The 19123-nt window shown below is 60.2% G+C and carries 16 protein-coding genes; 1 reads left to right on the top strand and 15 read right to left on the bottom strand.

What is annotated here, in order from left to right:
- Window positions 1-31 precede the first annotated feature (31 nt).
- From ACIOVB_RS01915 to arnB, 10 genes are all read right to left on the bottom strand, one after another.
- The gene (locus tag ACIOVB_RS01915; protein ID WP_401264336.1) at window positions 32-1210 is read right to left on the bottom strand and encodes an MFS transporter; all 1179 of its coding nucleotides are present in this window, start codon (window positions 1208-1210) and stop codon (window positions 32-34) included.
- Window positions 1211-1294: 84 nt separating this feature from the next.
- Complete coding sequence (locus tag ACIOVB_RS01910; protein ID WP_401264334.1) at window positions 1295-2917, bottom strand: ArnT family glycosyltransferase; 1623 nt, start codon at window positions 2915-2917, stop codon at window positions 1295-1297.
- Window positions 2890-4269, bottom strand: a complete 1380-nt coding sequence (locus tag ACIOVB_RS01905) for a UDP-glucose dehydrogenase family protein (protein ID WP_401264331.1) — start codon at window positions 4267-4269, stop codon at window positions 2890-2892. Before ACIOVB_RS01905 ends, ACIOVB_RS01910 begins: the two co-directional genes overlap by 28 nt.
- Window positions 4266-4670 (bottom strand): 4-amino-4-deoxy-L-arabinose-phosphoundecaprenol flippase subunit ArnF, encoded by a 405-nt coding sequence (arnF, locus tag ACIOVB_RS01900; RefSeq protein ID WP_401264328.1) that lies wholly within the window; start codon window positions 4668-4670, stop codon window positions 4266-4268. The genes ACIOVB_RS01905 and arnF overlap by 4 nt, the downstream gene beginning before the upstream one ends.
- Complete coding sequence (gene arnE / locus ACIOVB_RS01895; protein ID WP_401264327.1) at window positions 4667-5011, bottom strand: 4-amino-4-deoxy-L-arabinose-phosphoundecaprenol flippase subunit ArnE; 345 nt, start codon at window positions 5009-5011, stop codon at window positions 4667-4669. The genes arnF and arnE overlap by 4 nt, the downstream gene beginning before the upstream one ends.
- Window positions 5008-6660, bottom strand: coding sequence for a lipid IV(A) 4-amino-4-deoxy-L-arabinosyltransferase (gene arnT, locus ACIOVB_RS01890; protein ID WP_401264325.1), 1653 nt, complete (start codon window positions 6658-6660; stop codon window positions 5008-5010). Before arnT ends, arnE begins: the two co-directional genes overlap by 4 nt.
- Window positions 6657-7541, bottom strand: coding sequence for a 4-deoxy-4-formamido-L-arabinose-phosphoundecaprenol deformylase (gene arnD / locus ACIOVB_RS01885; RefSeq protein WP_401264323.1), 885 nt, complete (start codon window positions 7539-7541; stop codon window positions 6657-6659). Before arnD ends, arnT begins: the two co-directional genes overlap by 4 nt.
- Window positions 7541-9532 carry a bifunctional UDP-4-amino-4-deoxy-L-arabinose formyltransferase/UDP-glucuronic acid oxidase ArnA gene (arnA, locus tag ACIOVB_RS01880; RefSeq protein ID WP_401264320.1) on the bottom strand — a complete coding sequence of 664 codons (1992 nt, stop codon included), beginning with the start codon at window positions 9530-9532 and terminating at the stop codon, window positions 7541-7543. The genes arnD and arnA overlap by 1 nt, the downstream gene beginning before the upstream one ends.
- Entirely contained in the window at window positions 9529-10551 is a 1023-nt protein-coding gene (arnC, locus tag ACIOVB_RS01875) for an undecaprenyl-phosphate 4-deoxy-4-formamido-L-arabinose transferase (RefSeq protein ID WP_401264319.1), read from the bottom strand. Before arnC ends, arnA begins: the two co-directional genes overlap by 4 nt.
- Complete coding sequence (arnB, locus tag ACIOVB_RS01870) at window positions 10548-11696, bottom strand: UDP-4-amino-4-deoxy-L-arabinose aminotransferase (protein ID WP_401264317.1); 1149 nt, start codon at window positions 11694-11696, stop codon at window positions 10548-10550. Before arnB ends, arnC begins: the two co-directional genes overlap by 4 nt.
- 447 nt (window positions 11697-12143) lie before the next feature.
- Between arnB and xerC the strand changes: the two genes are divergently transcribed.
- Complete coding sequence (gene xerC, locus ACIOVB_RS01865) at window positions 12144-12989, top strand: tyrosine recombinase XerC (RefSeq protein ID WP_401264391.1); 846 nt, start codon at window positions 12144-12146, stop codon at window positions 12987-12989.
- Between the two features lie 6 nt (window positions 12990-12995).
- On the opposite strand, the gene ACIOVB_RS01860 is transcribed toward xerC, so the two are convergent.
- From ACIOVB_RS01860 to ACIOVB_RS01840, 5 genes are all read right to left on the bottom strand, one after another.
- Complete coding sequence (locus ACIOVB_RS01860; protein WP_401264315.1) at window positions 12996-13550, bottom strand: membrane integrity-associated transporter subunit PqiC; 555 nt, start codon at window positions 13548-13550, stop codon at window positions 12996-12998.
- Window positions 13551-13566: 16 nt separating this feature from the next.
- Complete coding sequence (locus ACIOVB_RS01855; protein WP_187680582.1) at window positions 13567-15222, bottom strand: intermembrane transport protein PqiB; 1656 nt, start codon at window positions 15220-15222, stop codon at window positions 13567-13569.
- 104 nt (window positions 15223-15326) lie between these two features.
- On the bottom strand, window positions 15327-16628 hold the full coding sequence (locus tag ACIOVB_RS01850) for an NAD(P)/FAD-dependent oxidoreductase (protein WP_401264313.1): 1302 nt from the start codon (window positions 16626-16628) through the stop codon (window positions 15327-15329).
- Window positions 16625-17713 (bottom strand): polyamine ABC transporter substrate-binding protein, encoded by a 1089-nt coding sequence (locus ACIOVB_RS01845; protein WP_187680580.1) that lies wholly within the window; start codon window positions 17711-17713, stop codon window positions 16625-16627. The genes ACIOVB_RS01850 and ACIOVB_RS01845 overlap by 4 nt, the downstream gene beginning before the upstream one ends.
- 159 nt (window positions 17714-17872) lie before the next feature.
- Window positions 17873-19123, bottom strand: a 1251-nt coding sequence (locus ACIOVB_RS01840) for a glutamine synthetase family protein (protein ID WP_401264310.1), incomplete at its 5' end; no start/stop codon positions are given.

Here is a 19123-nt window from a genome sequence, read left to right as displayed (position 1 = left end):
GACAAATTCATATTAATGCAGCTTTAATGCATTATTTCTGAATTGAAGCGACGCGCCGACCACTGACAACACACAAGTAACCGCCCACGGCGGCCAGGGCGCTCAGAGCGTAGAACATGCTCGGCGCCGGTGTGTGCATCAGCAGGAACCCGCACATCACCGGGCTCGCCGCACCTCCAAGCGCCGCCAGATTCTGCGCACCGTAGTAGCTGCCGCGCAGTTCTTCCGGGGCGAGGGTGTCGACGAAGAGGAAATCAGCTGGGTAGATGATCATTTCGCCCAGAGTGAAGATGAACATTGCCACGCACCAGCCAATAAGGCTGTCGGCCAGACTGAACCCGATCAGCCCGACAATGAACAACGCAGTGCCGCCGACAATCCAGTGACGCAAGTGCTCGCGGCTGAGCAGGCGGCCGACTTGGTATTGCAGCAAAATCACCGTGATTGCATTGCAAGCGAGCAGGACGGCCATGGTATCGAGGGTCTGTTGCTGGGTGTGGGTCACCAGCAGGTATTGCGACAGGTACAAGGTAAAGCGCCCGTGCACCAAGGTGCTGAGCAGACAGCCGAGGGTGAACAGGATCATCGTGCGGTCGTTTTTCAGGATGATCAGCGTCTTCAGAAAGCTTTGCGGCTGACCGACCGGCGCTATCGGCTTGACGTCTCTGGCGGCACCCAGCAACAGAAAAATGCTGCCGATGGCAATCGCACCCGCCACGATAAACGGCGCCGACGGCTGGATACCGGCAATTACCACGCCGATCATCGGGCCGACGGCGTAGCCGATGTTGGTCAGCGTGTAGTTCAGGGAGAACGCCTTGACCCGTTGGCCAACCGGCAGGTTTTCACTGAGGATCGCCTTGGAGCAGATCAGGAACAGCGCCGACGCCGTCTCGCTGATGATCAGCACCAACGTGACCAGATACAGATTCTGCGCGAAGGTCAGCAGGATCAGGCCGATGCCGCTCGAGAGCATGGTCAGGATCAGCAACTGGCACTTGTCCAGCTTATCGATGATGTAGCCGCCGTACAGCGACAGCAGCGTGGCACTGAACACTGCGATACCCAACAACAGGCCGACGTCTTGCGGGTTGAGGCCGAGTTTGTTGCTGAGGAACAAGGTCAATAACGGGCTGATCAGGGCGCGGCTGATGACGACGGTGAGCGAGCTGATCATCAACCGGCGAATGAGGGGCGAATAGGTGGCCACGAAGAGGTCAATGTCCTTATTTCGGATTCGAGGGCAGGCTCGACATCCTCACCGGGTCTCGCTCAACGGTCAACCTGACAGCACCTACAAGGGTTTCAGATACAGCAGGATGTAGTCGTTTTTGTCGAAAGGGCCGCTGAGTACCGGTTGCAGGTTTTCCAGCGGAGTACCTTTGAGGGCCAGGAAATCACTGCGGTCCATCATCAGCCACGCCGGGCCCTTGAGTGCTTCCAACTGCTGCGCGGTTTCGCTGAACTGCGGTTGCAGATTCTGTTCAAGGTTGACCATGAACTTGATCGCCTTCGCGTCCTTGCCCATGCCGTGCAGCACCAGCGGGGCGGGGTTTTGCTGCACCTGGGCAAACGCAGCACGGCTGAAGGTGCGAGTGTCATACAGACGCTGCTCAACGGGTTCAAATACCGCGACATATACCGTCCACAACGCCAACACCGAACACAGCGCCAGCACTTCAGCGCGCCATCGCGGGATCAATAACCGCGACAGCGCCGCCAACTGCAGCACCCCTAACGCAATCAGCACCACGCCGACTTCGGTCAGTTGCTCGGGAAACCGTCGCTGGGCGAACAACAGACCGGCTATCAATAATCCCGGGGTCAGCAGCCACACACCCAGCAGCAAACCGCGCAACCACCTGAACACTTGTCCATGAAGCACTTGAAACGGATACGCCGCAATGATTGCCGCCATCGGCAGCATCGGCAGCAGATACCGAGCTTTTTTCGCCTGTGGGATCGACAGCCCGACCATCACGATCAGTCCTGCCGCCGCGCAATATTGCACCAGCCGCAAGGCCGGCCCGCGCTGGTGCGGTTTGCTCAACCATGTGGCCGCGAGAGCCAGCAAGGCCAATGGATACGCCAGCGCATAGTTACCCAGTGAACTGGTGAAGTAATACAGCGAACCACTGACACCTTCGCTGCCGTCCATGCGTCCCATGAACTGCATGCGAATCACGTCTTGCATAAATGCTGACCCGCCACTGACCTTAGCGAACCACAGCAGCAGGCCGACACACGCCACCAGCAATACCGAAGCCAACACGCCAAACACCAGCAACCGCGACCACTGCCGATTGAGCAGGTAATAGCTGCACAACATGCCGGTCGGCACCACCAGCCCGATCGGCCCGCGAATGCCGAAGCCGAGTAACAACAAGACGAAGATCAAAGGCCAGCGCCGTCCAGCGCCAAAGTGATCATGGGCATAACCCAGATAGAAAACTGCAAACGCCACGGCGGCGAGCATCAAGTCCTGCGACACCGCGCGCACTTCGGTGACGAAGGTGCCGGTGAGCATCAACAGCGCAATGCTGATCAACGCCCAGCGCCGCGAATACGGCGTCAGCAGGCGATACATCAACGTCACGATCAACGCTCCGGCAACGGCGCTCGGTGCCCACGCGGTGAAAGCGTTGACCGCGCCGAATGGCAACGACAGCAGCCAGACAAACAGTGTCGATACGGTCGAATAGTCGGCATAGGGTTGACCATACGTGGTCGGAAACACCGTCGGCCCGTGGCGCAACATCTCCTGAGCGAACAGTACAAAGCGTGAATCGAACCCGATCGGGGCCTGCCAGTAGACCCCGGCGACGAACAACAAGAACGCCAGCAGCCCTGCGATCAGGGACTGCCGGCGGATGGCAGGCGACAACGTGATCAAGCGACGTCTGACCTGTGAGGCCATTGTTGCAACGGTATCGGCAATTTGCGCGACTCGCCGCGACCCATCGGGAAATACTGGAAGCCGTTGCGCGCCAAACGCTCGGCGTCATACAGGTTGCGACCGTCGAAGATCACCGGGGTGTTGAGGCGTTGCTTGATCAGGTCGAAATCCGGCGCCTTGAATTGCTGCCATTCGGTGCAAATGATCAGCGCGTCGGCGCCGGGCAGTACCGATTCCGGGGTGCCCATCAGCATCAGTTTCGACTCGTCCGGGTAGAGGTTCTGGGTTTCCTGCATGGCTTCGGGGTCGAATGCGCGCACGCTGGCACCGGCGGCCCACAATTCCTCCAGCAGCACCCGGCTCGGCGCGTCGCGCATGTCGTCGGTGTTGGGCTTGAACGCCAGGCCCCACAAGGCAAAGGTCTTGCCGCGCAGGTCACCCTTGTAGAACGCGTTGATGCGTTCGAAGAGCTTGTGTTTCTGCCGTTGGTTGATCGCTTCGACCGCTTGCAGCAAGTCGCTGGAGCAATGCGCTTCTTCGGCACTGTGGATCAAGGCGCGCATGTCTTTGGGGAAGCACGAACCGCCATAACCGCAGCCCGGGTAGATGAAGTGGTAGCCGATGCGGGAGTCGGCACCGATGCCTTGACGCACCGACTCAATGTCAGCGCCCAGATGTTCGGCCAGCTCGGCGATCTGGTTGATGAAGCTGATCTTGGTCGCCAGCATGCAGTTTGCGGCGTATTTGGTCAGCTCGGCACTGCGCAGGTCCATGAACATGATACGGTCATGGTTGCGGTTGAACGGCGAGTAGAGGTCGCGCATCACGTCACGTACGTCATCACCCTCGCAGCCTATAACGATGCGATCAGGACGGCGGCAGTCGGCGACGGCCGAACCTTCCTTGAGAAACTCCGGGTTGGAGACGATATCGAATTGCAGCAATCGGCCGACCTTGATCAAAGCCTTTTCGATGTGCGTGCGCAAGGTGTCTCCGGTGCCCACTGGCACGGTGGATTTCTCCACCAGAATCAACGGCAGCTCACGGTGGCGGGCGATGGCGTCACCGACGGAGAGCACGTAACGCAGATCGGCCGAGCCGTCTTCACGGGACGGCGTGCCGACGGCAATGAACGCCACTCGACCGTGCTGCACAGCGAGTTGCTCATCGGTGGTGAATTGCAGGCGTTTCGAGTCGATGCCCTCGCGCACCAGGCTGGCCAGCCCCGGTTCGAAGATGCTGACATGGCCTTGCTTGAGCAGATCGACCTTCTTCTGGTCGACGTCCATGCACACCACGTCATGCCCGACCTCGGCCAACACAGCAGCCTGCACCAGACCGACATAACCGCTACCAAAGACTGTGATTTTCATGGAGCACTCCTGAATTCGGGCGCACGAGCCGGACGCGTGTTAATGGTGATGACCCCGAGCATGACCAGCGCCACGCCCAGTGATTTGGTGAAACTGAAGGATTCGTTGAACAGCGGCAGACTGGCCGCCAGCAAGTACACCAGCGCGTAGCTGATGCTCAGCAGCGAATAGGCACGGCCCAGCGGCAGGTCGCGCAGGGCGCCGAGCCAGCAGAACATCGACAGGGCGTAGGCCAGAATCGCCGCGCCGACCACCGCCAAGGCGCGCAGATCGATGCTGTCGATCGCCAGCCAGTGATCGGGCGCCGGCAGACGCGTCATGCTCCAGCGCATGCCCAGTTGCGCGGCGCTGACTAACAGCACGCTGCCGAGAGCGAAAGTGATTCCACGACGCTGGTTCATGACTGTTGCCCCAGCAACGCCACGCCGCCGATTACCAGCGCCACACCCAGCCAGTGCTGGCGGTCGATGGGTTCACGGAAGACGAAGCGGGCGATCAAGGTGATCAGCACAAAGTTGAGGCTGAGCATCGGGTAAGCAATGCCGACCTCCAGACGCTGTAACACCAGCAGCCAGACCAACAGGCCCGAGCCGAGGGCGAGCAGCGCCAGCCATAGCCACGGCGTACGCAATTTTTCGGGCCAGGACGACTCGACGCCGCGCCAACTCTCCACGGCGTATTTCTGCGCTATCTGGCCCAGGCAGGTCAGCACGCACGCGGCCAACAGCAGCAACAGGCTCATGACGCCTCCCGAGGGAGAATCATGATCACCAGATTGCCCTGTTCGTATCGGATGCCGTCCTTTGGCAGTCTGTCGATTTCGTCCAGTTCGTCTTGCCCCTTGACGCGCATCACCACGCCGACCGAACCGCTGCGGCGGGCCTCACGCATCCATTGTTGCACCTGGTCGGAATCGACCCGTTGTTGAATGCCGTCAGGATAGGCAAGGCCATATTTCAATTCGCCTATCGTGTTGTACAGCGCGACCTGTGGGCGTTTCAGGCGCCAGGACAGGGCCGAGGCCGCGCCCAGATCGTTACTCAGCAAGTGCGAGGTCTGCGCCAGTTCCGTGACGTGATGGCGAATGAACTGGTCAGGCATCTTGTTGGCGACTACCGATTTGGGTAGTGCTGCCGGGAGTACGCCGACCAGTAGAAGGCTGCCCAGCGCTGGCGCCGCCCAGCATTGCAACGGCAGGAAGGCTTGCATCAGGTTGGCGATGATCCAGCCGATCAGGCCGATGAACAGCAGCACCAGGCTGTGCAGTTCGTGGTCGTACAGCGGCTTTTTCAGTTGCAGATAAACCAGTGCAATCAGCGTCACGAGGCCCAGCAACAGATTGAGCAGGCCATTGATGCTCAGCGCCCGGCCTCGCTCCAGACGCAAGCGGTCAGCCAGGGCATTACCCAGCAACAACGCCATCGGCAACAGGCACGGCAGGATGTAAGTCGGCAACTTGCCGTTGCTCAGGCTGAAAAACAGCAGCGGCATCAGCAACCACAGCAGCAGGAACACCATGTTGGTTTGCGCGCGGGTCTGCCACGCTTGCTTGAAGGCGGCTGGCAACAAGCCAACCCACGGCAGACTGAACGCCACCAGCAGCGGCAGATAAAACCACCACGGCGCATCGTGCTGGGCATCGTCACCGGCAAACCGACGGATGTGTTCGTGCCAGAAGAAGAACCGCCAGTAATCCGGTTCCTGGGCATGCACGGCCAACACCCACGGCAGGCTGACGATGATCGCGATGGCAATCGCCACCGGGCCGAACAGCAGCAGTTCACGCCAGCGTTTTTGCCAGAGCATCCACGGCAACGCGATCAGCACCGGCAGCAGCCAGGCAAGAAACCCTTTGGTCATGAACCCCATGCCGCAGGCCAGCCCCAACACGGCCCACGCAGCCATGCGCTTGCCGCTGGTGCGGCTGTCGACGGCAAACCACAGCGCCACCAGACTGAGGTTGACCCAAAAGGTGAATTGCGGATCGAGATTGGCGTAACCGGCCTGACCGGCAACAATCGTGAAGCTCATGTAGAGCAGGGCGCAGACGAAGCTTTTGCGCGGCTCGTTCCACAAGCGCCGGGCGATCAGGAAGCACAGCAACACACTCAAACCGCTGCTCAACGCTGACGCAAAACGTACGCCGAACAGGTTCTGCCCGAACAACTCCTGGCCGAGGGCGATCATCCAGTAACCGGCAATCGGCTTCTCGAAGTAGCGCAGGCTCATGAAATGCGGCGACACCCAGTTGCCGCTCAGCAGCATGTCCTGGCTGATCTGCGCGTAGCGGGTCTCGTCGGGAATCCACAAGCCATGCGTGCCCAGCGGCAGCAAATAAGCCAGCAAGCAGATGCCCAGCAACAGCAGCGGCAATGCCCAGCGTTTAGTCATGCGCCTTGTACTCCCAGCCAGCCTTCTCGGCCATCGAGTGCGCCGCGTTGTACGCGACCCACGGGCAAGGTGTTGAAGAACTCGGGCAACAAGTCGCCCAGCGGTGTGAAGTCAATGTTTCGCTGGCGCGCATCGGCCAGCAATTGACGAAAATCCTCAGCCATCAGAATCCCTTCCACTTCGGCATGAATGGTGTAGACGTTGAGTTGTCGCGGGAGGAAGTGGTCGAGGATGAACCGGTTGAAATCCCTCGCGGCGACGATGGGGCCGACGACCTCGTCGAAGGTCGGCAGGTCCACCGGAATCTGCGGGGTGCCCGGCGTGCCGTCCGCCAGCAAAGGCCGAAACAGGCGTGTCCCACGGCAATCGCTGTTGTAGCGAAAGCCGAAGGCCTGTTTGGCTTCGATCACACGCTCATCGGCGCGCCAACCGGCGGCGGCCGAGCATTCGACTTTGGCGCCGAGAATGTCGCTCAAGGTGTCGACGCCCTGACGAATTTGCTCGATCAGCTGAGTATCGCTCCAACGCCCGGCATTGGCTTGCCAGCCATGGTGATCCCAGGCATGCAGGCCGACCTCATGACCCGCGTCCCGGGCCTGACGCATCAAGTGCCCGAGTTCGCGACCAATCGGTTTGCCCGGCCATGCGGTGCCGGCCAGCAGAATGTCCCAGCCATAGAGGCCGGCAGCATTGGAGCGGAGCATCTTCCAGAGGAACTGCGGGCGAATCAGGCGCCACAGATGCCGACCCATGTTGTCGGGGCCGACACTGAAGAAGAACGTCGCCTTGACCTGCGCTTCATCGAGCATTTCCAGCAGGCGCGGCACACCTTCACGGGTGCCGCGAAAGGTGTCGACGTCGATGCGTAGACCGGCCTGCATTACTTCTTGTCCGCGATTTCGAGCATCGCTTCACGCAGGAAGAAGTCCAGCGTATTGCCGATCGTCTCGCGCATCTCAACGGTTGGCGTCCAGCCCAGCAGGCGCTTGGCGTTGGCGATGCTTGGCTTGCGGTGCTCGACGTCCTGATATCCGGCACCGTAGAACGCTTTGCTTTCGACGTCGCGGAAACCGGCGAACGGCGGGAAGTTGTCGCGCAGCGGATGCGCTTCGAACTGGCGCAGCAGTTCTTCGCCCAACTGGCGGATGCTCGCTTCGTTGTCCGGGTTGCCGATGTTGATGATCTGGCCGTTGCAGACGTCGTTGTCGTTATCGATGATCCGTGCCAGGGCTTCGACGCCGTCGGCGATGTCGGTGAAGCAGCGTTTCTGCTCACCACCGTCGAACAGACGGATCGGCGTGCCTTCCACCAGGTTGAGGATCAGTTGCGTGATGGCGCGGGAGCTGCCGATGCGTGCCGAATCCAGTCGGTCAAGACGCGGGCCCATCCAGTTGAAGGGGCGGAACAGGGTGAAATTCAGGCCCTTGGCGCCGTAGGCCCAGATCACCCGGTCGAGCAATTGCTTGGACACCGAGTAGATCCAGCGCTGCTTGTTGATCGGGCCGACGATCAGGTTGGAGGTGTCCTCGTCGAAGTTCTTGTCCTGGCACATGCCATAGACTTCCGAGGTCGACGGGAAGATCACGCGCTTGTTGTACTTGACGCAGTAGCGCACCAGTTTCAGGTTTTCTTCGAAGTCGAGTTCGAATACCCGCAGCGGATTGCGCGTGTATTCGATCGGCGTGGCGATGGCCACCAGCGGCAGCACCACGTCGCACTTCTTGATGTGGTACTCGATCCACTCGGAGTGAATGCTGATGTCGCCTTCGACGTAGTGGAAGTGCGGATGACTGCGCAGACGGTCGATGGCGTCGGAGCCGATGTCCAGGCCATAGACTTCGTAGCGGTCATCGCGCAGCAGACGCTCGGACAGGTGATTGCCGATAAAGCCGTTGACGCCAAGGATCAGCACGCGAGTACGGCGGGGCGCACGGCCGGATTCGGCACCACGCAGTAACGAGCCGTCGACCAGCCCCAGTTCGTTGGCCAATTGCGGGCCACTGAGAAACAGACCGTTGTCGTTACGCTGACCCGAGAGGATCACCAGCGAATCTTCGCCGCAGGCAATGCGCAGCGGATCGACGCTGATCACCCGGCCCGGTGCCTGACCGTCGTTGCCTTTGACGACTTCGGCACTCCAGACGATCAGCTTGTGTTCGCCGACGGCGCAGAACGCACCCGGATACGGTTGGGTGACGGCGCGAATCAGATTGAACAGTTGCTCGGCCGGTTTCGCCCAGAGCAGTTTGCCGTCCGCCGGGGTGCGACGGCCGAACACCGTGGCTTGGGATTCATCCTGCGGGGTTTCACTGATCCGGCCTTGCAGCATGGCGGGCAGTGCATCACGCAGCAGATCGATAGCGGCGAGGCGAAGTTTGCCGTGCAGGCTCAGCGCGGTGTCGCTGCGCTCGATGGCGACGCGCTGCTGGGCGACGATGGCGCCGGCATCGGCACGTTTAACCATGCGGTGCAGCGTTACGCCGGTTTCGGTTTCACCGTTGACCAGCACCCAGTTCGCCGGGGCGCGGCCACGGTAGCGCGGCAACAACGAGCCGTGCAGGTTGAATGCACCTTTGCTCGCCGTGGCCAGCAACGGCTCACTCAGCAGATTGCGGTAATAGAAAGAGAACAGGTAGTCAGGGTCGAGTTTGGCGATGCGCTCGATCCACAACGGGTGGTTGACGTCTTCCGGGGCGTGCACGGGAATGCCTTTTTTTGCGCACAGTTGCGCAACCGAGGCGTAGAAAGCGTTTTCTTTCGGGTCATCCGCGTGAGTGAACACGGCAGCAATGTCATAGCCGCTGTCGAGCAGGGCTTGAATGCCGGCGCAGCCGATGTCGTGGTAAGCGAAGACAACAGTTTTTGCACTCATGAGAGAACCTGACCGGTAGTAGAAGAAGAGGAGAGACCATCAACGGTGACCGCAGGCGCCGGGGTAACGGCGTGGCTGCGCAAGACTTTTTCAATGAAGAAACGCGGGCGGGCGCGCACGTCGCTGTACATGCGCCCCAGGTATTCGCCGAGCAGGCCCATGCCGATGAACTGGCCGCCGGTGAACACGAACAGCACGGCGAACAGTACGAACATGCCGTCACCGGCCCAGCCGGAACCGAAGATCAGCCGCATCAGGATCAGCGCGAGGGCAAACAGCAGACCGAGCCCGGCCATGGTGAAACCGACGATGCTCAGTAACCGCAGCGGCGTGGTGGTCATGCAGGTGATCAAGTCGAACATCAGGTTGATCAGGCGCATCGGGCTGTACTTCGAATCGCCGTGTTCACGCTCGGCGTGGGCGACGACGATTTCGGTGGTGTGGCGGGCGAAGCTGTTGGCCAGGATCGGGATGAATGTGCTGCGTTCGCGGCAAGCGAGCATCGCGTCGATGATCGTGCGGCGGTAAGCGCGGAGCATGCAGCCGTAGTCGCTCATGGCCACGCCAGTGGAGCGTTGCACGGCGAGGTTGATCAGCTTCGACGGGTAGCGGCGCAGGGCCGAATCCTGACGGTTGCCGCGCACGGTGCCGACGACGTCGTAACCCTTTTCTGCTTCGGCGATCAGTCGCGGGATTTCTTCCGGCGGGTTCTGCAGGTCGGCGTCAAGAGTGATGACCACATCGCCTTTGCACTGCTCGAAACCGGCCATGATCGCCGCGTGCTGGCCGTAGTTGCGGTTGAGGATCACCGCCACGAACGGGCTGTCTTCACGGGTGGCGGCTTCTTCCAGCAGATGGGCGGACTCATCGCGACTGCCGTCGTCCACCAAAACGATTTCATAGTCGTGACGCAATAACCGGCAGGCCGCTTCGGTACGGCGCAGCAGCTCCGGCAGACTTTCCTGTTCGTTGTAGACAGGGATGACGATCGACACGCAGCGTATCGGGTAAGGTTTCACGGGCGTTTATCCATAAGGGTGGCGATGGCGCCGACGACGCGGTCGAGGTCTTGATCGGTCATGTCGGGGAACAACGGAATTGAGCACAGCCGTACCGAGTTCCATTCGGTGTTGGGCAGATACAGGTCGGGATCACGCTGGCGATACCAGGTGTGCAGGTGGGTGGCGATGAAGTGGATACCGGTGCCGATGCCCTGATCCTGCAAACCTTTCATAAAGGTTTCGCGATCCATGCCGCAGCGTTCGCTGTCGATGCGCAGGATGAACAGGTGCCAGGCGTGTTGTTGGGCGTAGTCGGGCAAGGCCAATGGCTGCACCGGCAGGCCTTCGAGCTTTTGTAGATAGGCTGTGGCCAGCTCGGTGCGGCGGGCATTGATCGCGTCAAGGCGTTCCAGTTGCACCAGTGCTATCGCGGCGTTGATGTCGGCGAGGTTGTATTTGAAACCCGGCTCCATGACTTGTGCCTGCGGCTTGCGGCCACCGGTCAGGCGGTCATAGGCGTCGACACCAAGGCCATGAAACTTGAGCATGCGCACACGGTTGGCCAGGGCTTCGTCGTCAGTGACGAACATCGCGCCTTCGGCACAGGTCATGTTCTTGATTGCATGGAACGAGAAGATCGCCGTGCCTTGCGAACCGACGTGACGCCCCTTGTAACGTGTGCCAGCGGCGTGGGCGGCGTCTTCGATTACCGCGATGCCGTGCTTGTCGGCGAGGGCATACAGCGGATCGAGATCAAACGCGGCACCGGCGTAATGCACCGGGATGATCGCTTTGGTGCGTGGGGTGATGGCCGCTTCGATATGCGCCACGTCCGTCATCAGCGTGTCGCGGTCGACGTCGACAAACACCGGTTTGGCGCCGAGCAGCGAGATCATGTTGGCGGTCGACACCCAGGTTTGCGACGGCGTTATGACTTCGTCACCCGGGCCGATGCCCAATGCCAGCAATGCGATATGCATTGCGCCCGTAGCTGAAGATAGTGCGACGGCGTGGCGGCAGCCGACATAGTGGGCGAACTGTTCTTCAAGTGCCTGGCATTTAGCGCCGGTAGTAATCCAGCCGGAACGTAATACTTGTTCGACGGCGGTTATTTCTTCGTCGCCGATACTCGGCCGGGAAAAGGGCAGAAACGCTTGACTCATAAGAACCTCGAGGCGACAGCAATCCTTCAGCCAGTTGTCTGAAAAACACGTGATTTCAATGGTTTGGAATACCGGCCGGGGAATGCCTGATTGACTTTTGTGCCCACGGACGGCAGGGTTGCAGGCCTTTCGGGGCAACCTGTTGTAATTAAGGTTATGCCCGTTTTTGTGAAAGGAACATGAAAAAACGGTCGGCTATTCGTCTATCTGTAAGTCATACAGCCGTCGTTCAGACTTCTTCCGCTTATCGGCATCTTTAGTGAAAAAGTCATAGAGAAGAGTCGCTCTTTATATAAGTTTGTTTGCACTTTTAAGTTGTTTTGTTGAACTGTTTTCTATTCAAGGCCGTTTCGTTTGATTGACTTGTCGAGTTCCCAATCCACCCCGACCAACACTAATCCGCTGACGCTTTATCTGGCCCGACTGGCGCCCTCCAGCCAATTGACCATGCGCTACGTCTTGCAGGACGCCGCCGACCGTCTCGGTTTCGAAGAAGTGAATATCGAGGAAATCCCCTGGCACGCGCTGCAACCGGAGGACGTGGTGGCACTGGTCGCCGCGTTGCGCGCCGACGGTTATGCGCCGAATACCTCGTCGCTGTACGTCAACGCCGTGCGCGGCGTGATGAATGAAGCCTGGCGGATGAGCCTGATCAGTCAGGATCACCTGCTGAAGATGCGTTCGGTAAAAGGCATCGCCGGCACGCGGTTGTCGCAGGGGCGTAATCTCAAACGCACACTGATTCATGAATTGATGGAAGTCTGCGCCGCCGATCCACGACCGCAGGGCCTTCGCGACGCCGCGGTGATTGCGTTGCTGTATGGCACCGGCATGCGCAAATCCGAGTCGGTGGATCTAGACCTCAATCAGGTCGACTTCACGGAGCGCAGCCTTACCGTGACCGGCAAGGGCAACAAGCAACTGATCAAGTACGCACCGGCCTGGGCGTTCGCCAAGCTCGATGCGTGGCTGGAGCTGCGCCGCTCACAACTGAAGGAAGGCGAGAGCGACGATGCGTTTCTGTTCAATCGCATCCGCCGTGGCAGTCATATCACCCGTGAGCGCATCACCAAGCACGCGATCTACTACATCGCCCGCCAGCGGGGCACGCAGGTCGGCGTGAAGATCATGCCTCACGATTTCCGCCGTTCGTTCATCACTCGGGTGATCGAGGAGCATGATCTGTCGATCGCGCAGAAGCTCGCTCACCACAGCAATATCCAGACGACGGCGAATTATGACGTGCGCGACGACAACGAGCGGCGGCGTGCGGTGGATCGCTTCGACCTGTAAGCCGAATCAGGACGGGGAAGGGCAGGTGCGGGCGTTGCCTGCTGCCGCTCGACTGATCTGTTCAGCCAGACGTTTGACGTTGTTTTGCTGAGCGCTCACCAGGTCATCGATGCTCGGACCCGACGGGGTCTGCAGGGTCGAGCGGCAGGTCAGCAGGCCACTGTCCGTCGCACCTGCTGGACGTAAGCGCCATTTGGCGTCGATCAAGCCATATTGGCCGGGGATTGAATCGAAGCGTTGCACCTCGATGCGCACCGAGACGTTGCCTTGGCCGCCGGTATTGCTCAATTGATCGCTCAGCGCCCCGCGTAACTCATCGGCCAGCGTCGCGCCCCACCAATCGGTGTCCAGAATGGCGAGGCCGCTGTTGCCCTGGCGGATGACGATTTGCGCCCGATCGACCTGCGGCGGCACGCTGATGCCTTCAATCGGAATTTGTCCGCCAGCACGGGTATTGGCCAGTTGCACCGGTGTCAGCGTATGAAAGCTGATCGGGTCGCTGCGGCAGGCGCCGAGCAGCATGAACGCGGCGAGCACGGTGATCTTCAGCGGTACAGCCATGGGTAAGCTCCTGTGCTCAATTGCGTGGCGGTCCTTTCAGATCGATTGGCGCGGCGTTGTCGGGGCGGCCACGTATCAGTGATTCCGGATGGCGGCCCAGATAATCCGACAGCTCACGCAGCGAGCGCGACATGCGCCCGAGTTCGTCGAGGGTCTCAGTGAGTTTCTCGCGCTGCGGCGAATCTTCGGCCAGGGTCGAACTGGCGGACTGCAAGGTCTTGCTGACATCGGCGAGGGTGCTCTGCACGCCCGGCAAGGTCTTGGCGTTGAACTGGGCCAGGCCTTTGCGCAGTTCGACCAGATTGCTGTCGAGGTTGTTGGCGATGCGATCCACCGGCAATTTGTTGAGCTTGTCGACCACAGCTTCGAGTTTTTCCTGCAGCTGTTCGAGGCTGCCGGGCACGGTCGGAATCACCACCGGGCGGGCCGTTGGGTCGAACGCGACTTTTTCGGCTTTCGGGAAGAAATCCAGCGCCACGTACAGCTGGCCCGTCAGCAGGTTGCCACTGCGGGCCTGAGCGCGCAGGCCATTGTCGATAAAGGTGCCCATCAGGCGAATGCCGGCGGCTTCGTCGTTGGGGTCGTGTTTGAACGCGGTGAGCATTTTCCCGTAGGCCATACCGAGGCGCTGCGGGTAAATGACAATGCCGACGTTAAGCGGGAAGCTGCGTTTCTTCGCGTCGAAATCCAGATTGATCGCCACCACCCGGCCGATCTCCATGCCGAGGAACTCAACCGGTGCGCCAACCTTGAGCCCGCGCAGGGACTGGTCGAAGCGCAAGCTCAGGTACTGCGCCTTGCCATTGGGCGGGGCGAGGGCGGTCAGCTGGTCTTCGAACAGTTCGAACTTCTTGTCATCGGCCGCCGCCACGTCGTTGGGGCTGTAGTCCGGCGCACGGAAGGCGATGCCGCCAACCAGCATCGACGACAACGATTCGGTTTTGACCTGGAATCCGTTGGCTCCGACGCTGACGTCAATGCCGCTGGCGTTCCAGAAACGGGTGTTTTCGGTGACGAAGGCGTCGTTGGGCGCATGAATGAACACTTCGATGTTCACGCCTTTACCGTCAGGGGCCAGCTCGTAGGTGACGACTTGGCCGACCGGAATTTTGCGGTAGTAAACCGGTGAGCCGATGTCCAGCGAGCCGAGATCCTGGGTGTGCAGCATGAAGCGCTTGCCCGGTTCGCCGTAGGTGATCGGCGGTGGGTTTTCCAGGCCCTTGAATTGTTTGGCGCGATTGTTGGCCTGGCCGATATCGGCACCGATGTAGTCGCCGGAGAGCAGGGTATCGATGCCTGACACACCGCCAGCGCCGATGCGCGGTCGGACAACCCAGAACTGCGAGTCTTCGCGGGTAAAACTTTCGGCCTGCTTGGCCAGTTTGATGGTGGCGTTGACGCTCTTCTGGTCATTGCTCAACTCGACTTCGGTCACCTGACCGATCACCACATTGCGGTACTTGACCTCGGTCTTGTTGGCCACCAGACCGCTGCCAGTCTTGAAGTTGACGACAATGGCCGGCCCTTCCTGCATCACGTTGTGCACCACCAGCGAAATGCCTACCAACACGGCAACGATCGGTACGATCCACACCAGCGATACGCTGAAACGGCGGGTTTTGATCGGGGCCTGGCCTGGTGCTCGCGGCTCGTCGGTGGCTGACGACTTCATCCGTGTCCTCCTCGAATAATTAGGCACTGAGCGTCAGGAACGCCAAAGCACTTCATCAATATAGAAGTGCTTGGCGATAGAGCAAATGCAGAGGAGCAAAGACCTCAGCCGAGCATCTCGCGCAACCGATACCAGAACATCCCCAGGGCCAGCAGCGGCGAGCGCAGTGCCGGGCCGCCGGGGAAGGTCATGTGCGGCACGCCGCTGAATACGTCCATGCCTTGGCTATGGCCGGCATGAATCGCCTCGCCGAGCAGCTTGGCGCACCAATGGGTGACGTTCAGGCCATGGCCGGAATAGCCTTGGGCGTAGAACACGTTCGGATGCTGTTTGAGCCGTCCGACCTGCGGGAAGCGATTGGCGGTGATGCCAATCTTGCCGCCCCACTGGTAGTCGATGCGCACGTCCGCCAGTTGCGGGAAGACCTTGAGCATCTTTGGGCGCATGTAGGCGGCGATATCTGCCGGATCTCGCCCGGAATAATGGCAGGCGCCGCCGAACAGCAAACGCCGGTCTGCTGAGAGCCGGTAGTAGTCGAGGCCGACTTTCTGGTCGCACAGCGCGAGGTTGTGCGGGATCAGTTGCGCGGCGCGCTCTTCGGACAAGGGCTCAGTGGCGATGATGTAACTGCCGGCCGGCAGCACTTTGCCGCTGAGCTGTTTCTCCAGTTCATCCAGATGCGCGTTGCAACCGAGCACCAGACTGCCGGCGCGTACGGTGCCGCTGGCGCAGCGGACTTGCACGGTTGCGCCGTGGATGATTTCCAGCACCGGACTTTGCTCGAAGATCCGCACGCCAAGGGACGCGGCCAGACGCGCTTCGCCCTGCACCAGATCCAGTGGATGCAGATGGCCGGAGCCCATGTCGATCAATCCGCCGGCATAGCCATCGGCGTTGACCACTTGCTGGCGGATCTGCTCGGGGCCGACCAAGCGTGTTTCGTGGGCATAACCGAGTTCGGCGAGGCCAACCTGTTCTTCCTTGAACGCGGCGAATTGCGCAGGCGTGTTGGCCAGCTCACAGAAGCCCCAGCGCAGATCGCAGTCGATGGCGTTGTCGCCGATGCGCTGGCGCACCAGCTCAACCGAATCGATCCCGGCGCGCTGCAAATAGCGCACGCCTTCCTGGCCGACATGTTTCGAGAAACCTTCGACCTCATGGCCGATGCCGCGAATCAACTGGCCGCCATTGCGCCCGCTGGCGCCCCAGCCTATTCGTCGGGCTTCGATCAATATCACCGAGAGCCCGCGTTGAGCCAGTTCAATGGCGGTATTGACCCCGGTAAACCCGCCGCCGATGACGCACACGTCAGCCGTCAGATCCCCCTCAAGCGCAGGGTAGGGGGTAGCCGACCGAGCCGAGGCAGCGTAATAAGACCGGGCGTGTTCCTGGGTGTACTGATTCATTTGTTCGACTTCACTTTGCTCCAGGAACGGGTCATCAAACGCATGATGGCCTGGGGCGGGGTAGAGGAGATGTAGAGCTTGGCGAGGACTTCCTGTGGCGGATAAACCTCAGGATTGTTCACCAGATCCGGATCCATGTACTGCTTGGCGGCGGGGTTCGGGTTGGCGTAACCGACCGAAGCGCTGACCTTGGCGATCACTTGTGGATCGAGCAGGTAGTTGATGAAGGCGTGGGCTTCCTTGGGATTGCTGGCGTCGGCCGGGATTGCCAACAGGTCGAACCACAAGTTGGCGCCTTCTTTCGGGATGGCGTAGGCGATATTCACGCCGTTCTTGGCTTCTTTGGCACGGTTGGCGGCCTGGAACACGTCGCCGGAATAACCAAAGGCGACGCAGATATCACCGTTGGCCAGGTCCGATACGTACTTCGATGAGTGGAAGTAGGTGATGTAGGGGCGAATGCTCAGCAGTTTCGCTTCGGCTTTCTTATAGTCTTCCGGGTTTTCGCTGCGCGGATCCATGCCCATGTAGTTGAGCACGGCCGGGAATATTTCGTCGGCGGAGTCCATCATCGACACGCCGCATTGGCTGAGTTTTTTCAGGTTTTCCGGCTCGAACAGCACGGCCCAGGAATCGATGTGATCGATGCCCAACACTTGCTTGACCTTGTCGACGTTGTAGCCGATGCCGTTGGTGCCCCACAGGTACGGCACAGCGTGCGCGTTACCCGGGTCGTTTTTCTCCAGCAGTTCAAGCAGCTTCGGGTCGAGGTTTTTCCAGTTCGGCAGTTGCGAGCGATCCAGCTTGAGGAATGCGCCGGCCTTCACCTGACGGGCGAGAAAGTGGTTGGACGGCACCACAACGTCATAGCCGGTGCGGCCTGCCAGAAGCTTGCCTTCGAGGGTTTCGTTGGAGTCAAAAACGTCGTAGATCACCTTGATCCCGCTGCTGCTCTGGAAGTCGGCGAGGGTGGTCTCACCGATGTAGTCGGTCCAGTTGTAGACGCTGACTTGTGGCTGGGCTAGAGCAGCAGTGCTGCACAACATCGCCAGTGCAGCGGGAACCATGGATTTCAACAAACGCATTTCGACACCTCTTAAATTTATTGGATTTTTCAGGTGGTTCGCTATTCCCCTTGTGGGAGCGAGCCTGCTGGCGATAGCGGTGGGTCAGGCAACATCAATGGTGACTGTGCCGACGGCTTCGCGAGCAGGCTCGCTCCCACATGGGATTTGTGAAGTGGTTTAGACGCTCATCATCAGGAATTCACGTTCCCACGAGCTGATTACGCGCTTGAAGTTTTCATGCTCGGCGCGTTTCACCGCGACATAGCCGCGCACGAATTTTTCACCCAGGTATTGCGCAACGGTTTCGCACTCTTCCATCTGCGTCAGGGCCTCTTCGATGGTGATCGGCAGGCGCAGGTTGCGACGTTCGTAGGCGCGGCCTTGTACCGCAGCGCTCGGCTCGATGCCCTCGACCATGCCGATGTAACCGCAGAGCAGACTCGCGGCAATCGCCAGGTACGGGTTGGCATCGGCGCCCGGCAGGCGGTTTTCCACGCGCATCGACTCGGGGCCGGAGGTCGGCACACGTAAGCCGACGGTGCGGTTTTCTTCGCCCCATTCGACGTTGACCGGCGCTGAGGTGTCGGGCAGGAAGCGGCGGAACGAGTTCACGTTCGGCGCAAACATCGGCAGCACTTTCGGGATGTACTTCTGCAAACCACCGATGTAGTGCAGGAACAACTCGCTCATCTGCCCGTCGGCGTTGGCGAAGATCGGATTGCCCGTGGCGATGTCCACCACGCTCTGATGGATGTGCATGGCGCTGCCCGGCTCGTCGCCAATCGGCTTGGCCATGAACGTCGCCGCGACGTTGTGCTTGAGCGCAGCCTCACGCATGGTCCGTTTGAACACGGTGATCTGGTCGGCCAGATCCAGCCCGTCGCCATGACGGAAGTTGATTTCCATCTGCGCCGGGCCGTCTTCGTGGATCAGCGTGTCGAGGTCCAGGCCTTGCAGTTCGCACCAGTCGTAAACGTCTTCAAACAGCGGATCGAATTCGTTGGCGGCATCAATGGAGAATGACTGCCGACCACTTTCGGCGCGACCGGAACGGCCCAGCGGTGCTTTGAGCGGCAAGTCCGGGTCTTCGCAGCGCTGGGTCAGGTAGAACTCCATTTCTGGCGCGACAATCGGCTTCCAGCCTTTGTCGGTGTAGAGCTGCAAAACCTTCTTCAGCACGTTGCGCGGCGACAGCTCGATCGGGTTGCCGAACTTGTCGAAGGTGTCGTGGATGACGATGGCGGTTGGCTCGATCGCCCATGGAATCACGTAGACCGCGTCGGCCACTGGCTTGCAGACCATGTCGATATCGGCCGGGTCGAGCAGGTCGTAGTAGATGTCGTCGTCGACAAAATCCCCGGTTACCGTTTGCAGCAGCACACTTTCCGGCAGGCGCATGCCTCGCTCATGCAGGAACTTGTTGGTCGG

Origin of the sequence: Pseudomonas sp. NPDC087639, from assembly GCF_044743385.1 — a bacterium.
In the GTDB taxonomy this organism is placed as follows: Bacteria; Pseudomonadota; Gammaproteobacteria; order Pseudomonadales; family Pseudomonadaceae; genus Aquipseudomonas.
The sequence above is the reverse complement of the archived record's forward strand: the minus strand, read 5'-3'. Positions and strand labels throughout refer to the sequence as shown.

Bases quoted from the DNA above. Each gene is read 5' to 3' on its own strand.
- ACIOVB_RS01910 (WP_401264334.1), bottom strand. From the start codon at position 2,917: ATGGCCTCACAGGTCAGACGTCGCTTGATCACGTTGTCGCCTGCCATC.
- ACIOVB_RS01905 (WP_401264331.1), bottom strand. From the start codon at position 4,269: ATGAAAATCACAGTCTTTGGTAGCGGTTATGTCGGTCTGGTGCAGGCT.
- arnF (WP_401264328.1), bottom strand. From the start codon at position 4,670: ATGAACCAGCGTCGTGGAATCACTTTCGCTCTCGGCAGCGTGCTGTTA.
- arnE (WP_401264327.1), bottom strand. From the start codon at position 5,011: ATGAGCCTGTTGCTGCTGTTGGCCGCGTGCGTGCTGACCTGCCTGGGC.
- arnT (WP_401264325.1), bottom strand. From the start codon at position 6,660: ATGACTAAACGCTGGGCATTGCCGCTGCTGTTGCTGGGCATCTGCTTG.
- arnD (WP_401264323.1), bottom strand. From the start codon at position 7,541: ATGCAGGCCGGTCTACGCATCGACGTCGACACCTTTCGCGGCACCCGT.
- arnA (WP_401264320.1), bottom strand. From the start codon at position 9,532: ATGAGTGCAAAAACTGTTGTCTTCGCTTACCACGACATCGGCTGCGCC.
- arnB (WP_401264317.1), bottom strand. From the start codon at position 11,696: ATGAGTCAAGCGTTTCTGCCCTTTTCCCGGCCGAGTATCGGCGACGAA.
- xerC (WP_401264391.1), top strand. From the start codon at position 12,144: ATGCGCTACGTCTTGCAGGACGCCGCCGACCGTCTCGGTTTCGAAGAA.
- ACIOVB_RS01860 (WP_401264315.1), bottom strand. From the start codon at position 13,550: ATGGCTGTACCGCTGAAGATCACCGTGCTCGCCGCGTTCATGCTGCTC.
- ACIOVB_RS01855 (WP_187680582.1), bottom strand. From the start codon at position 15,222: ATGAAGTCGTCAGCCACCGACGAGCCGCGAGCACCAGGCCAGGCCCCG.
- ACIOVB_RS01850 (WP_401264313.1), bottom strand. From the start codon at position 16,628: ATGAATCAGTACACCCAGGAACACGCCCGGTCTTATTACGCTGCCTCG.
- ACIOVB_RS01845 (WP_187680580.1), bottom strand. From the start codon at position 17,713: ATGCGTTTGTTGAAATCCATGGTTCCCGCTGCACTGGCGATGTTGTGC.